Here is a 15,023-nt window from a genome sequence, read left to right as displayed (position 1 = left end):
GGTGGAATTGTTGGAAGGTGCAAGTGGCATACCCGACAAATGGCAGCTCCTGATTTTTCCTGGTCGACAGGAAATCCTGAAGCTGCAACGAAACAGAGCTGCTAGCTGTTCTTGAGTTCTTCGCCGTCGGTATGACGTTCAGAGCATTGCTTTGGCGCGCCGTCAAGGGTGGCGTATGCTGTCAGCATCTATAATATCTGCAATTATCAAGGTTCATTGAGCTCTATTTTTCTTTGGCTCGTTTTTTCATAGGCTACTTTACACTACCTTTAATATTCTACCGGCGTTGCACCATCAGCACTTGACTCATAGCAGGATTCCACAACACACATAGTGCGGTAAGCATCCTCTGCACTATTCATATAATGATAATCCGGATCATCTAACTTCTTCATCAATCCACCCATAGTGCCGATAAATGCTTCTGAGAACCAGCTTCCCTTCACTTCTACTTCACGCCATCCCTTGCCGTCATCTGTAATATATTCCAGTTTATCAGGCCGTCCCGTCGGATAATCAAGGATCAAACCAACCGTCACACGGATAGCACCCTTCATTCCTTCAATCTTTAATGTGCTTTCCTGATAGTCATTTGAAAAATCATGATTGTGATTGACATGAATGTTTACCCTCAGATCTTTTCCATAATCCATGATGACAGCTGTACGTGTCTGAGCCAGATCTCTCATTTTGGGATGCTGCATGGTTTTACAGTAAACTCCTGACGGATCCCCGACAATGCTTCGGATACAGTCAATGTAGTGGATGCTGTGATAATTGATTTCCATCCTCTCTTTTTCAAACAGAAAATCCCACAAATGCCATGGATGAAGTTCTACAACTCTCCAGTCCACATCTACAACATCCCCGATAACACCTTCTTCAATGAGCTTTCTTGCCGCTATAATATAAGGAGCCTGGCGGAGCTGGAAGTTTACTCCTGCAGTCAGATTCTTTTGATGACAGATGTCCAGAATCTCTTTTGCCTGTTCAATGCTTTCACCCATGGGCTTCTGCATCAGAACACCCCCTCCATCCGGAAGCTGTTTTAAGATCGCAGCTGTCGCTGAAGCTGGAACCGCGATGTCAAATACCGCATCATACTCTGTTCCGATCTTTACAAGTTCTTCTACAGTAGACGCTGTATTTGCGATCCCAAATTCTTTTGCCACACTTTTGGCCTTTTCCTCATCAAGATCATAGATGCCCACCACCGGATATCCTGCCAGCCGATATGCCGGGAGATGAGATCCTGAAACGATCCCTCCCGCACCTATGATCACAATATTTCTTGCCTTCTCAGGCATTTCTGGTACATAGTTTAATTCCTTTACACTGCTTACCATTTTTGCTTCCTCCTATTCAATATCATTATAATTAATTTACAAACCATTTGATATACCCACGATCACCAACGCTATTACGATGACGCCATTTCCCAGTAATGCCACCTTTTTTGCTTTCTCAAAGCCTTTCCATTCACCGTCGGCAAATCCCCATAAATTCGCAATGATCAGTGCCAAACCATTAAAGACAACCCATCCGGCTACCGGTCCAAAGGTTCCCAGCAATGATGTCGCTTTTCCATAGACAGCCAGTGCGCTGAACCACACAATGGATGTAATAAGAACTTTAAAGTATGCTTTTCCGCATCCCGGTTTGGTATAATCCGTATAAGTTTTGTTCTTGATCAATTTGATCATAGCGTAGACAAAATTTGCGATGAAACCGCCGAAGAATACCACTACCCATGATAATAAACTAGCACTTGTAGGATTGATGCCATCCGCAACCGCCAGATTCACAGGATAATTTGATGCTGTTGCGCCGATATTAATGGCTGCAGAACCTGCCCCGGATGCCAGTGCCATGATCAGTCCTGTCACAAATAAGGAACCTTTCTTTCCCTCTGTCTGCATACTTTCCCTGGTATCATCATTCTTCATAAATCCGGCTTTTGATAAAATCACAACTCCTACTAATAAAACGGCCTGACCGACCAGAAGAACAGCCAATACTCTTGCAGACGGCACATTGCCGAGGATGGCCATGGGAACAAAACTTCCCAGCAGATTAGAAAGTCCAAGGTTGATCCCGGTTACCAAGGAAACTCCTATCATATCAATGGACTTACTGTACCAAATAGAACTGATCCCCCAAAAGAATCCTGCCAGCGCCCCAAAAAATAGTGTCTTCGCCGGGGTCTGCATAATGTAGCTTATATAATTAGGAACTTCTATGAACGACCAGATATGAGGAATAAGCAGAACTCCTACAATTGAAAATAACACCCAGAACGCTTCCCATGAAAAAGGCTGATATTTTTTAAAACAGATACCAAAACTCCCCTGAAACAGACATGCAAGCAGCAAAACACCAAAACCATAAATCACCATTAATACATCCTCCTTAATTCACATTCGTTTTTTGGTACTACCACGATACCAGTTGTCTACACTTTAACACTGCATTTATTTTAATGCAATATGCAATATTAACTAAATATTTTATCAGTTTTTATCTATTTTTCCCATTGACGCATTTATTTTTCCTATTATACAATAAAACATATAATAAAAGAAAAAATTTTGGTAGTACCAACATATCATCCTTGGTATTACCGACTTGAGATAATGTTAGGAGGTAACATTCATGAACAAAACATTAAAAGGTATCACATGGTCGCACAGCAGAGGTTTTACCTCTATCGTAGCCGTATCACAACGATTCAGTGAACTCCATCCGGGTGTCGATATTCAATGGGAAAAACGTTCTCTCCAGGAATTTGCCGATGCTCCTATAGAAAATCTGGCGAAGACATATGATTTATTGATCATTGACCATCCATGGGCTGGTTTTGCTGCAGACACAGGAATCCTGCTTCCATTAGAAAAGTATTTGTCTAAAGATTTCCTAAAAGATCAGGCTGAGAATTCTGTGGGTGCTTCCCATATCAGTTACAATTTTCAGGGATTCCAGAGCGCATTGGCAATTGATGCAGCTACTCCCATCGCAGTATACCGGCCGGATTACTTTGAGAACACTGGACAAAATGTCCCTATGACCTTTGAGGAAGTGCTGACTCTGGCAAAACAGGGGGTGGTAGCTTACGCCGGTATCCCTTTGAACTTATTAATGGACTTCTATATGTTTGCAGCCACTTCTGCTTCCGGCTTTTTTACAGAGGATGAAGTCATCGATATCTCCTCGGGAATTGAAATTTTAGAGACTATGAGAGAACTTGCCAGTTACTGTCCTAAAGAGATGTTTTCCTGGGATCCAATCCAGGTCCATGAGGTTCTCTCTTCACAAGAGGAAATCTATTATTGTCCATTCGCTTATGGATATACCAACTATTCCAGGGAAGGTTATGCAAAACACCTGTTGAAAGCAGCAGATGTGGTCACTTACAAAGGAAATATGTTCAGAACAGTCTTAGGAGGTACCGGTCTTGCCATTTCAAGCCAGTGCAAGAATATTGATACCGCTGTTGAATTTGCTGAGTATACGGCATCTCCTCTCATTCAAAGAACCTTATTCTTTGATAACGGAGGACAGCCGGGCCACCGCGGTGCATGGACAGATAAAACCGCCAACAGCCGGTGTATGGATTTCTTCAAAGACACATTAAAAACCCTGGATCACTCTTATCTGCGTCCAAGATACAGCGGATACTTGTACTTCCAGGATCATGCAGGTGATTATGTCCAGGATTATGTTATGAACGGCGGTGATCCGAAAAAAACACTGAATCAGTTAAATGCCCTTTATCTCAAATCGAAAGGAGAAAACTCATGAAACCACTAGAAGGAATCTTAGTTTTAGACTTCAGCCAGTACCTGGCTGGTCCTTCTGCCGCTCTGCGCCTGGCAGACCTTGGCGCAAGAGTTATCAAAATAGAACGCCCCTCTTCTGGAGACGGCAGCCGCAGTATGACCCTGAAGAATCTAATTGCAGATAAAGACAGCGTCTTATTTCAGACAATCAACCGCAACAAAGAAAGCTTCTGTGCTGACCTGAAAAACAAAAGTAACTTTGCGGCCGTAAAAAAACTCATCGAAAAAGCAGATGTAATGATCGAGAATTTCAGGCCCGGTGTTATGAAAAAAATAGGCCTGGACTATGATGCGGTAACGAAAATAAATCCTCGTATTGTATACGGAACCGTTACCGGATACGGCACAGTAGGGCCATGGACAAAGAAGCCAGGTCAGGACCTGCTGCTGCAGTCCTTATCAGGAATTGCATGGCTAAATGGAAATGACGGTGAACCCCCTGCACCTTTTGCTCTCTCTATTGCCGATTCCTATACCGGGGTTCATCTTGCAGAAGGGATCATGGCCTGCTTGTTCAGAAGATTCCGAACTGACAAGGGCGGCCTTGTGGAGGTCAGCCTGTTGGAATCTATTTTAGATATGCAGTTTGAAGTTCTGACAACCTATCTGAATGACGGTCATAAGCAGCCTCAGCGCAGCAAATACAACAATGCCCATGCATACTTAAGCGCCCCTTACGGTATCTATGAAACCAGAGATAATTACATAGCACTGGCAATGGGCTCTGTGACAGATCTGGGCAGATATCTCCACATTGATGAACTTGCCCGGTATACGGATCAGAACGAATGGTTTACAAAAAGAGAGGAGATCAAGCAGCTCATCGGAGCAAAGTTAAAATCAGAAACAACCGGTCATTGGCTAGACATCTTGGAAGCGAACGGTTATTGGTGCTCTGATGTATATAGTTGGAATCGTTTAATAGAGTCCGATGGCTTTCAAGCCCTGGACTTTCTTCAAAATGTAAAGCGTCCGCATACCAGTCAGGATTTGTGGACGTCCAGATGTCCGATCACTGTAAACGGAGATTCTATGAAGTCTTCCAAGTGGGCACCTGCATTAGGAGAAGACACCGAAAAAATCAGCCGTGAATTCGGCTTGATCTCAGAGAAAGGAGATGCACTATGAAGCCCCTTGAAGGCATTACTGTATTAGATTTCAGCCAGTTTTTATCCGCTCCTTCCGCTGCCTTGCGACTTGCTGACATGGGTGCCCATGTCATCAAAGTGGAAAAACCAGAAACAGGAGATATCTGTCGCACGCTTTATATTTCCAACTGCATGATTGACGGGGACAGTTCTCTTTTCCACGCAATCAACAGAAATAAGGACGGCATTACACTGGATCTGAAGGCAGAAAAGAGCAAAAGTATCCTTGCGGACTTAATCAGTCAGTCCGATGTGACCTTATTTAACTTCCGTCCCGGAGTTACAGAAAAACTGGGACTAGATTATGATTCTGTAAAAAAAATAAATCCCCGGATCATTTACGGCGAGATCAGCGGCTATGGCTGTAAAGGCCCCTGGAAACAAAAGCCCGGACAGGATCTGTTGGTCCAGTCGCTGTCTGGCCTTCCTTTCCTGAACGGAAATCGGAATGATGCTCCCATGCCTTTTGGCCTTTCTGTTGCAGATATGTTTGCCGGTCAGCATCTGGTGCAGGGAGTTTTATCCGCACTGATCAAGAGAGAACATTCCAACGAAGGATCACTGATCCAGGTAAGTCTTTTGGAATCAATTTTAGACATTCAATTTGAAGTATTTACAACCTATCTCAATGATGGATACGAAGAACCTGTGCGCAGCGCTGTGAATAATGCCAATGCATATATCGGTGCTCCATACGGAATTTATGAGACTGCAGACAGCTACCTTGCACTGGCCATGGTTCCGATCCCTTATTTAGGGGAGCTCATCGGATGTAAAGCTCTACTTCAGTATACTGATCCCTCTTCCTGGTCTGATCAGAGAGATGAAATTAAAACAATCTTAAAAGATTTCTTAAAAACTAATACCACTTCTCACTGGCTTTCTATTCTTGAAAGAGCAGACATCTGGTGTGCCGATGTATTGAATTGGGATGAACTGATGCAGCTGGACGGATTTAAGGAACTTGAAATGATCCAAAAGATTACCCGCAAAAACGGTACCGAATTATATACAACGAGATGTCCGATCACCATTGACCGGCAGCGCTATACAAATAAAAAAGCAGCTCCTGCCATCGGACAGGATAACGAACTTTATATTCATTAAAAAGGAGATTTATCATGGAACAGGCAATTTATTATGAAGATTATGAAATTGGAAGTGTCAGAGAAAGTATCGGAAGAACCATCACAGAGACTGACATCGTAATGCATGCAGGCCAGACCGGCGATTTCTTCCCCCATCACTTAGATAAGGAATTTGCAAAGACAACCGCTTTTGGAAAGAGGATTGCTCACGGAACATTAACCTTCAGCATAGGTGTGGGACTTACTGCCAATGTGATCAATCCTGCGGCTTTTTCCTACGGCTATGACCGTTTGAGATTCATCGGTCCCGTCTTTATCGGTGACACCATTCATACTAAAGTCACTATTAAAGAAAAGAAGGATCATAAGAAAAATCCTGATATGGGGGTGGTAACAGAGGCATTAGAAGTTATCAATCAGGATGGAAGAGTGGTCCTGGCTTGTGAACATCTTTTAATGTGTGAGAAGAAAAAATAAATGATCCTCTTCATTTGTAAGAGCAGAACCATTCCCGGTTCTGCTCTTAATTCTTTATACTTGTAAAAGGGACACATGCAAAAAGCTGTCCCCAGTTTCCCGGCATGACAGCCTTTCCTGAATAAGAAATTCCTCAATCTCTCACATTGTATATTTCAGGCAGATTTATTTCAGCAGCCCGATTGCTGCTTTTCCAATCCCTGTCACAATGAAGTAACAGCTGGTGGCACCTGCGTCCAGAACACCTCTGGAACGCTCTCCCAGACGGCTTGCCCGGCCTATCTTTGCCACAAGATCCTTTGTTGACTGCCATCCCCTTTCGGCCGCATCATTCATTGCTTCCAGACACTGTACAAATTCTTTTCCTTCTTCTTTTGCCGCGATAAAGGCTTCCTTGGCAGGGACCAGGGTATCAATCATTGATTTATCTCCGACTTTTGCCGGACTGATCTCCTGGATACCCTCTACCGCATTGACCAGCATCTCACCGAAGACTTCTGCGTCTATATCTTCTGCGTCCTCGCAGGCCATGGCCATTTCATCAAACAGCATACCATACAGCGGTCCCATAGAACCTCCAATGTCGTCTAACAATGTCTCACCAAGGGTTGAAAAAGCTTCACTCAGATTATATGTCATATGGCTTAACTTTTCTTCACACATTGTAAAGCCTTTATTCATGTTGATACCGTGGTCCCCATCCCCGATCTTGCCGTCAATCTCACTCAGATAATCTCTCTGTTCCTGGATGGTCTTGATCAGCTGGTCAACAATCAAACCTGCTTCGGCATTTTTAAAACTAGTCATTGTTCTCACCTCATCACTTTTATATTATTTTACAACATTGCGTCTTTGATTGCTTTTGCTTCCGCTACAGGATCATCTGCATGGCCAATAGCAGAACCCACGATGATGATCTCCGGTTTTAATGCTACATATTTGTCAATGGTTTTGCTATTGATTCCTCCGGCTACGGCGATCTGTGCTTTCTTTGCATTTTCTGTCATAACTTTGAGATCCTCAATCGGTTCTCTTCCCGCTGCCTGCTGGTCAGCTCCGGTATGTACTGCCAGTATGTCAACGCCGATCTCTTCCATCTTTGCGATCCTGCTTGGAAGGTCTTCTACGCAGATCATGTCTACCACAAGCTTCCTTTCATAATCTCTGGCAGCCTTCAAAGCTCCTTCAATGGTCAGGTTGTCAGACACTCCGAGGATGGTTGCGTAAGCCGCCCCAGCTTCATATGCATAACTCGCCTCAAGGTATCCTCCGTCCATGATCTTTAAGTCCGCAAGGATTTCCTTGTCAGGGAAGAAACGGTGGAACTCACGCACTCCGCGCATTCCCTCATCCATAACAAATGGAGTTCCGATCTCAATGATATCAACGTGCTCTGCTACCTTATCTGCAAATCTCAAGGCGTCTACTAACGGCATTTCGTCTAATGCTAACTGTAATTTCATAATTGGATTCCTTTCCTAAATGATTAACATTGTCTATAAATTTATTTTAAACCTGGCGCTTTGGCATCATAGTCAAGCAGCTCTTTTAACTCCTCATCCAGCTTCATCACAGTAAGAGCCGCACCATTCATATCAAGTGAGGTCACATAGTCACCGATCAGTACTTTATATATGGAAAGCCCCTGCTCTTTCAGGTATGCTTCAATCTCATCGTAGAGCACATACAGTTCCATGATCGGTGTAGCACCCAATCCGGACAAAAGCACTGCCACTTCATCACCGTCAGCAGGCTCCAGGTCATCAATGACTGCTTTTGCCATATCATTGGCAATTTCCTTGGCTGGTTTTAGTTTCTGGACATTGATCCCTGGCTCACCGTGATGGCCGATACCGAATTCCATATCCCCCTCTTTGATGTCAAAGTTCGGATGGCCCACTGCCGGGATTGCACACGGGCTCAGTCCCACACAGATACTTCTCGTGTTGTCCACTGCCTTTTGCGCTGTAGCGATGACTTCGTCCAGGTCTGCTCCCTTAGCTGCCTTAGCGCCTCCAACCTTCCACATAAAGACTCCGCCTGCGATTCCGTGGCGTTTTTCTTTTGTCTCTTTCGGAGAAGATGCCACATCATCCGTTGCTGTCACATATTTTACAGTGACTCCCTGTTTCTTTGCTTTGCGGATAGCCATTTTTACATTCATGTTGTCACCGGCATAGTTCCCAAACAGGCAGGCAACACCTTTTCCAGAGTCTGCCGCCATAAATGCGTCATAAAATGCCTGGGCAGACGGAGAAGAAAATACCTCTCCGACAGCTACCGCATCCATCATATTTTCTCCTACGTATCCAAGGAACGCAGGCTCATGTCCGCTTCCGCCTCCGGTGACCAGGCCGACTTTGCCTTCTACCGGAGCATTTTTATATTGGACAACGCGGTCATTTTTTTCATTTTTAACGATCAGATCGTCATGAGCCTTCAGAAAGCCTTTAACCATATCCTCTACAATGTAATCCGGATTATTTACAAATCTCTGCAATGTTCTTCCTCCTTTTTAGATTCCTATTCTAAATTTGTATGTCTTCCCATCATCTCTTCGCTTGTCTGTCCCAGGTCGCTCATGAGATTCATGATAATGCTGTCATAGGTCAGCCAGCTCATCTGCTCAAACAGATTTCCCATTGGCTGATTGGATTCTGCCAGATTCTTTTCTCCTTCTGCTTTCTTCGGGGTAGATCCAGGCACTGTCACGATCACATCTGCCATCTGTCCGATGGTGTGTGTAGGAAACATAGTCACAGTAGCGATTCTTGCTCCAACCTTCTTTGCCTTTTCACCCATGACGATCAGACTCTGCGTTGTTCCTGAGCCAGATCCGAGGACGATCAGGTCTCCTTCTTTGATCGGCGGACAGGAGATCTCTCCTACAAAGTGCACGTCAAATCCCATATGTAATAAACGGTTGGTAAATCCTCTTGCTGCCAGTCCAGAACGACCTGCTCCTGCCAGGAAGATCTTGTTTGCTTTCCTGATCTCATCTGCCAGACCCTGGATTTCTTCTTCTTTGACCATCCCTGAAAACTTTGACAGTTCATCCGTGATTATCTTTAAATTGACTGCTTCCATGATATTCTCCTTTTCCTTAACATGTGGCAATATGTTTTTAATTGTGGTCTTTTGTTGCTTTATGCTTTCATTATAGATTCACAACCCAACAATGTCAACATAATATTTTGCTTTTTTTGCAGTTTTGCAGTTTTTTGTGTTGTATAAATTTGACTTCGCAATTAAAATGATGTAAACTATTTCTAAAATAGTTCAATAAGAAAACTTATCATAGTTTGATCTACGAAGGAGACACAGCATGGGAAAATTAATCGCGGCAGAACGCCAAAAAGAAATCATAAGGCTGCTAAACAGCAATGGGAGCGTAAAGATCAGCCAGCTTGCGAAACAGTTCCAGGTATCCAGAGAAACGATCCGGCGGGATTTACTACATCTAAATGAAATAGGAGCGGTAAAGAAAAGCCACGGCGGGGCCACTTCTGTCTATGAACTAAAACCTCTGCCGTGGGAGTCCAGGGTCAGGGAGAAGGTACCGCTGAAAGAAAAGCTGTGCGAACGGGCTATGGAGTTCATTGAGGACGGCAATGTGATATTCCTGGACTCCGGAAGCACCATCTTCTGCCTGGCAGGAATGCTGAGCAAGAAATCCGGCTACACCATTGTGACCACTTCACTGGAGGCTGCTTATGCCTTGGTTCACAGCAACAATAAGGTGATTCTTACCGGCGGCATGCTGAATCCAAACAGCATGGCAGCCGAGGGCTTCCAGGCTACCAGCCTGATCAACTCCCTGAAGGTTGACATTGCATTCTTAGGGACCAATGGTTTTGAACAGCACAAAGGACCTGCTGTATCGGACTTTCAGGATGCCCAGACAAAGCAGGCCATTATACCGAACGCCAGAACCAATGTGGTGATCGCAGACAGCTCCAAGGCCCAGGCATCTTCCCTGATCCAGTACACAAGCTGGCATGATATCGACCATTTGATCATCGATGGGGATATCCCCGGGGACGTGCTGCGCAACATACAGGAAATGACCGATGTGGTCCTGGTGTGAGCATTTTATCACTACCGCCATCAGACTTTATAAAACTACATATACTAAAAAAGAAGAACAGATCATGAAATATAATAGCTCGGAGAATCGAACATATATTTTATTCTCCGTCAATCTAAATATCATTTCTGTCAGCCTTATATAACCCTAGAATATTAGCCCGATGTTTGCACGTGCTAACAATAGGGTTGGCGTTCATTGTCAATGTTATGTTTGGCTTTAACAAAAAGGATTATAGTAACTATATTCTAAAAAGTACCAATCACTGTTTCTCCTTGATCTGCCATTATCCCACTCTGAAACTCAAGTTTTGGAAAAGCATCCGCATTAGTTACAACTAGAATACAATCTGATGCAAGACCTTTCTTTTCAATGAATCCTTTATCAAATTTTATCAATGGATCGCCAAGTTTAACTCTTTTTTCTTGTTTTGTCATTATCTTAAATCCTTCTCCATTTAACGACACCGTATCAAGACCAATATGAATCAAAATTTCTGCTCCATTGTCTGCTGTAATTCCTACTGCATGTCCTGTATCAGCAAGCATAGAAATTGTACCTCCGCAAGGAGCAAAAACTGTATTTCCGTCTGGTAAAATTGCAATTCCATCCCCTAGTACTTTAGATGCAAACACTGAATCAGCTACTTCTGTGATTGAAATAACTTTTCCAGAAATATATGCTTTTAGTTCATTTTCTTTTTCTTCTACTTTATTATTTTTCTTATAAAACAACATTTCCTACTCCTACTTGTCTATTTGACCATATTCGAATTTTCTAATAAATAATCCTGTATTTTTTTTAAATCTTCTTCTTTTAATAGATAATCCACATAAATAACTTTTGTCTTTTCGGGTAGCATTACATTATATACACGTGAACCGGTTATCAGTAAATCCACCGAAATGGGATTCATTCTATATTCTGAAAGAGACATCCTTTTTATGATATGAATTTTTTCTCCACAATAGTCTTTAATTTGGCGTTCCATATTATCCGCAATACTCTCACCAATATCACACAATATAATAGCCGTTAATTTTCTGCAAGAATACGCTCTAAGATACACTGCAATATAACATATCTCGTGTATATTTACTGTTAAACCATACCGTTCCTGCAAGAGCGTATTTATTTCATCTGCCATATTGACTTCTCTTTCATAATTAGCAAGGATATCTTTCAGGATGGAATTTGTTTCAAAATATCCCTCTTTCAGGCGTTGAAACATTTTCATCGTATGAATAATAAGCTTTTCTTTTAATTCTTCATTATTCTGATATTCTGTATGATATTTCTGATCAACAACTGTTAAAAAATCTGTAATCAATTCTAAAAATTCCTGATCAAATTCCCATTTCATATTCGTATCATATAATAATCTCTTTGCTTGTAAGCATTTGTAAAGATATTGCTTTTCTTCTTCCTTGATTGTATACCCCATTTCATTCATAAATCCACAAACTTTTTCTATACATGGCACTTCAAAATAAGAATTGTTTTCATCTAATATGAATCCTTCTTCCGTACGCATTAAACTTAGAAAAATATCAAGTGCAAACCCTTCAATTCCCTTGTCAATTAAACGATATCCATAATATAAAAGAATCTTGGGAAGTGCTTTAAAAAGAGAAATATAGTGTTGATATTTTTTTTGACCGAACAAAAAGGTTATGACACGTTCCATCAAGATAGAACCATACGTCCAATAATTTACAATTTCTGCCAGAACATGACGTTTTATAGCCTCATCTCCGCTAATCCACATACCTCGAGAACCTGATTCCAGATATATGTTATGATACCATCTAATAGTATCCTGAATCTGCTTTTTCGTTTCAAGCATAGACGTTTTAGATACATATAAACTCTCGGCAGCATGCTGTATAGACACAGGATTTTTTTGAAAAAACAGCCATGTAAATCCAAAGAGAAATCTTTCGTTCGGTGTTTCTGGAAAAATCATCTGCTTACTCTCTATAATCATCTCTTCCAAACTTTTTTGGATTAAGCGCTTATCCTCTTTCTTTATGTAATAACCACCTACATTAAACGAACGGATATATACGTTTTCTTTCTTTAAAATACCATTAATTTCGCGTATTTCTGCACGAAGTGTACGTTGACTGACATTCAATTTTTTCATCAGTTCTGCTGATGACATCTTTTCATTCTCCACAAGTACCCGAATAAGTTTAATCTTTCTGCTGTACATGTACTGTTCCTGCCTTTCAGCTTATCTCATTTTACAGTCAGTTCCCATTTAACATCTTTATGTTGACTATCTGTGCTAGCAGTAATTATATAGTCACCTATATCTTTTGTCCAGCCTTCTCCTGGAATCCAATAATTCCACACATCTGAATTCAACACAATTTCAATTTTTCTTTCTTCACCTGCTTTCAATAAAATCTTTTCCCATGTTACAAGCTCCTGCACAGGACGAGAGATAATAGATTTAATCTTATGAATATATATTTGCACCACAATTTTACCGTCCATGTTTCCAATATTTGAAACATAAATAGGAATCACATAATTTCCATTCCCTTTTTTCTTTATCTCACCGTTCTTCCTCACACAATATTCTGTATAACTCATTCCAAAACCGAATGAGTAAAGAGGTTCATTAGGAATATCCAAATATTGAGACTTATATCTTGGTTCAGACTGTAGATATTCTGCCGGGCGACCAGTTCTACCTCTATTATAATAGACTGGAATTTGCCCACTCCCATAGGGAAAACTCATAGTCAGATGACCGGATGGATTCACATTTCCATATACAAGATCTGCAGCTGCATTTCCTCCCTCTGTTCCAGGAAACCACATTTCAAGAATAGCATCTGCCCACGGTAAAATGGATCTTAAATCAAGAGGTCTTCCATTGAACAGCAACACTACCGTCTTAACACCATTCTTATGCAATTTTTGTAAAAGCTTGCACTGATCTTTCGGAATTTCTATTAAAGATCTGCTTCCGGCTTCTCCAGACCACGATACCGGTTCCCCCAAAGTTAGCAGCACAATATCCGCCTGCTTTGCTGAAGACAAGATGCTCTCTGTCATTTCTGGAGCAATATTCTCAGATCCGGTTTGAATTACATCAATAATCTTTCCCCCTCTGTTTTTCAATCCTTCCAAAACAGAAACTGCATCCTCTATCCTTCCATCCACCGACCATGGACCGAGGATATCTCCGGAATCAGCATATGGACCGGTCAAAACAATTGGACAATCTTTTTTGAGTGGCAATATCCCTTCATTCTTCAGAAGGACACTAGACTCCTGCGCTGCAATCAAAGCAGCACGGCGTTTTTCTATGCTAATAAGGGTTTTTTGCTCGTTTTCTCTGCTTACACCCCGGTATGGATCCTCGAATAGTCCAAGCTCTGCTTTTAGCGTAAGAACCTTTTCCACGGCTTCATCCAGTATTTTTTCGAGATCAGGGTTTTCTTCCAGAATCAATCTAATATGTTTAAAAATAATATCAGACGCCATTTCTATCTGAATTCCTGATTTCAAGGCCAATTCAGCCGCATCCTTTTCATTTTCAGCCACACCATGACAAATCAATTCCGGCAAAGCATTCCAATCTGAAATGATAATCCCATTAAACCCCAGTTCTTCCCGGAGAATTTTCTTTAGAAATCGCTTATTGGCTGTAGCAGGTATCCCATTTACGGATTCAAAAGCTGCCATTACAAGTTTTACATTATTTACAATGCACCCCTGGAAGGAAGGAAAGTATTGATTATAAAGCGTGTAATCAGATAAATCAGCTTGATTATAATCCCGTCCCCCTTCAGCTGCTCCATATCCAACAAAATGCTTAGCACAGGCTGCCAGTGTAGATGGATTTTTCAGGTCATTTCCCTGATATCCCTGTACCATTGCTCTCCCAAATTCGCAAGAAAGTTTACTGTCTTCACCGAAGCTCTCCATTACTCTTCCCCATCTGGGATCACGTACTAAATCCACCATAGGTGAAAACGTCACCTGATATCCTGCCGCGCTTCCTTCTTCTGCACTACATCTTGCACATCTCCATGCAAGAGATGTGTCAAATGAACACGACAGAGCAAGTGGCACCGGAAAAATTGTGCGATATCCATGTATGATATCTGTCATAAACATCATTGGTATCCCAAGCCGACTCCTGCTCATGTTTTCTTTTTGAATATGTCGCATAGAATTCGCATCAAGTCGGCCTAAAAGGCTTCCTGCCAACCATTTTTCTTCATCTGTAATACGCAATCTATTATCTGTACCGGTAAGCTCACTTTCATTATTTCCAAAAAGCCGAGTAGGCAGCTGTGTTAGCTGCCCGGCTTTTTCTTCTGGAGTCATCTTACCAATCAGCGCTCTAATCTGACTATTATCCATG

At 42.0% G+C, this 15,023-nt stretch carries 14 protein-coding genes; 5 read left to right on the top strand and 9 right to left on the bottom strand.

Going from position 1 to position 15,023, the window contains the following annotated elements:
- Positions 1-269: 269 nt before the first annotated feature.
- Positions 270-1,346, bottom strand: coding sequence for a Gfo/Idh/MocA family protein (locus CI597_RS07050; protein WP_034550703.1), 1,077 nt, complete (start codon positions 1,344-1,346; stop codon positions 270-272).
- Positions 1,347-1,382: 36 nt separating this feature from the next.
- Positions 1,383-2,396 (bottom strand): L-rhamnose/proton symporter RhaT, encoded by a 1,014-nt coding sequence (locus CI597_RS07045; RefSeq protein ID WP_034550701.1) that lies wholly within the window; start codon positions 2,394-2,396, stop codon positions 1,383-1,385.
- A 256-nt stretch (positions 2,397-2,652) separates the two neighbouring features.
- Between CI597_RS07045 and CI597_RS07040 the strand changes: the two genes are divergently transcribed.
- The 4 genes from CI597_RS07040 to CI597_RS07025 are packed head-to-tail and all read left to right on the top strand — an operon-like array spanning position 2,653 to position 6,549.
- Positions 2,653-3,798, top strand: a complete 1,146-nt coding sequence (locus CI597_RS07040) for an ABC transporter substrate-binding protein (protein ID WP_024729336.1) — start codon at positions 2,653-2,655, stop codon at positions 3,796-3,798.
- Positions 3,795-4,964, top strand: coding sequence for a CaiB/BaiF CoA transferase family protein (locus tag CI597_RS07035; RefSeq protein WP_024729335.1), 1,170 nt, complete (start codon positions 3,795-3,797; stop codon positions 4,962-4,964). The genes CI597_RS07040 and CI597_RS07035 overlap by 4 nt, the downstream gene beginning before the upstream one ends.
- Complete coding sequence (locus CI597_RS07030; RefSeq protein ID WP_034550698.1) at positions 4,961-6,091, top strand: CaiB/BaiF CoA transferase family protein; 1,131 nt, start codon at positions 4,961-4,963, stop codon at positions 6,089-6,091. The genes CI597_RS07035 and CI597_RS07030 overlap by 4 nt, the downstream gene beginning before the upstream one ends.
- Positions 6,092-6,105: 14 nt before the next feature.
- Positions 6,106-6,549 carry a MaoC/PaaZ C-terminal domain-containing protein gene (locus CI597_RS07025; protein WP_024729334.1) on the top strand — a complete coding sequence of 148 codons (444 nt, stop codon included), beginning with the start codon at positions 6,106-6,108 and terminating at the stop codon, positions 6,547-6,549.
- A 165-nt stretch (positions 6,550-6,714) separates the two neighbouring features.
- Here CI597_RS07025 and dhaL read toward each other — a convergent pair whose 3' ends face one another.
- The 4 genes from dhaL to hxlB are packed head-to-tail and all read right to left on the bottom strand — an operon-like array spanning position 6,715 to position 9,636.
- Positions 6,715-7,356, bottom strand: a complete 642-nt coding sequence (gene dhaL, locus CI597_RS07020) for a dihydroxyacetone kinase subunit DhaL (protein ID WP_024729333.1) — start codon at positions 7,354-7,356, stop codon at positions 6,715-6,717.
- 29 nt (positions 7,357-7,385) lie between these two features.
- The gene (hxlA, locus tag CI597_RS07015; protein ID WP_024729332.1) at positions 7,386-8,012 is read right to left on the bottom strand and encodes a 3-hexulose-6-phosphate synthase; all 627 of its coding nucleotides are present in this window, start codon (positions 8,010-8,012) and stop codon (positions 7,386-7,388) included.
- Between the two features lie 41 nt (positions 8,013-8,053).
- The gene (locus tag CI597_RS07010) at positions 8,054-9,049 is read right to left on the bottom strand and encodes a dihydroxyacetone kinase subunit DhaK (protein ID WP_024729331.1); all 996 of its coding nucleotides are present in this window, start codon (positions 9,047-9,049) and stop codon (positions 8,054-8,056) included.
- A gap of 23 nt (positions 9,050-9,072) precedes the next feature.
- On the bottom strand, positions 9,073-9,636 hold the full coding sequence (gene hxlB, locus CI597_RS07005) for a 6-phospho-3-hexuloisomerase (RefSeq protein ID WP_024729330.1): 564 nt from the start codon (positions 9,634-9,636) through the stop codon (positions 9,073-9,075).
- A gap of 238 nt (positions 9,637-9,874) precedes the next feature.
- Between hxlB and CI597_RS07000 the strand changes: the two genes are divergently transcribed.
- Complete coding sequence (locus CI597_RS07000) at positions 9,875-10,636, top strand: DeoR/GlpR family DNA-binding transcription regulator (protein ID WP_024729329.1); 762 nt, start codon at positions 9,875-9,877, stop codon at positions 10,634-10,636.
- A gap of 248 nt (positions 10,637-10,884) precedes the next feature.
- Here CI597_RS07000 and CI597_RS06995 read toward each other — a convergent pair whose 3' ends face one another.
- From CI597_RS06995 to CI597_RS06985, 3 genes are read right to left on the bottom strand one after another with little or no spacing between them, the layout of a single operon-like run.
- Positions 10,885-11,373, bottom strand: a complete 489-nt coding sequence (locus CI597_RS06995) for a PTS sugar transporter subunit IIA (RefSeq protein WP_024729328.1) — start codon at positions 11,371-11,373, stop codon at positions 10,885-10,887.
- A 17-nt stretch (positions 11,374-11,390) separates the two neighbouring features.
- Positions 11,391-12,851 carry a BglG family transcription antiterminator gene (locus CI597_RS06990; protein WP_024729327.1) on the bottom strand — a complete coding sequence of 487 codons (1,461 nt, stop codon included), beginning with the start codon at positions 12,849-12,851 and terminating at the stop codon, positions 11,391-11,393.
- A 26-nt stretch (positions 12,852-12,877) separates the two neighbouring features.
- A complete protein-coding gene (locus tag CI597_RS06985) occupies positions 12,878-15,022 on the bottom strand; it encodes a glycoside hydrolase family 3 N-terminal domain-containing protein (RefSeq protein ID WP_095142902.1) in 2,145 nt (714 codons plus the stop codon).
- Position 15,023: the final 1 nt, after the last annotated feature.

Origin of the sequence: Anaerostipes hominis (ex Lee et al. 2021) (assembly GCF_002270485.1) — a bacterium.
GTDB lineage: Bacteria > Bacillota > Clostridia > Lachnospirales > Lachnospiraceae > Anaerostipes > Anaerostipes hominis.
The sequence above is the reverse complement of the archived record's forward strand: the minus strand, read 5'-3'. Positions and strand labels throughout refer to the sequence as shown.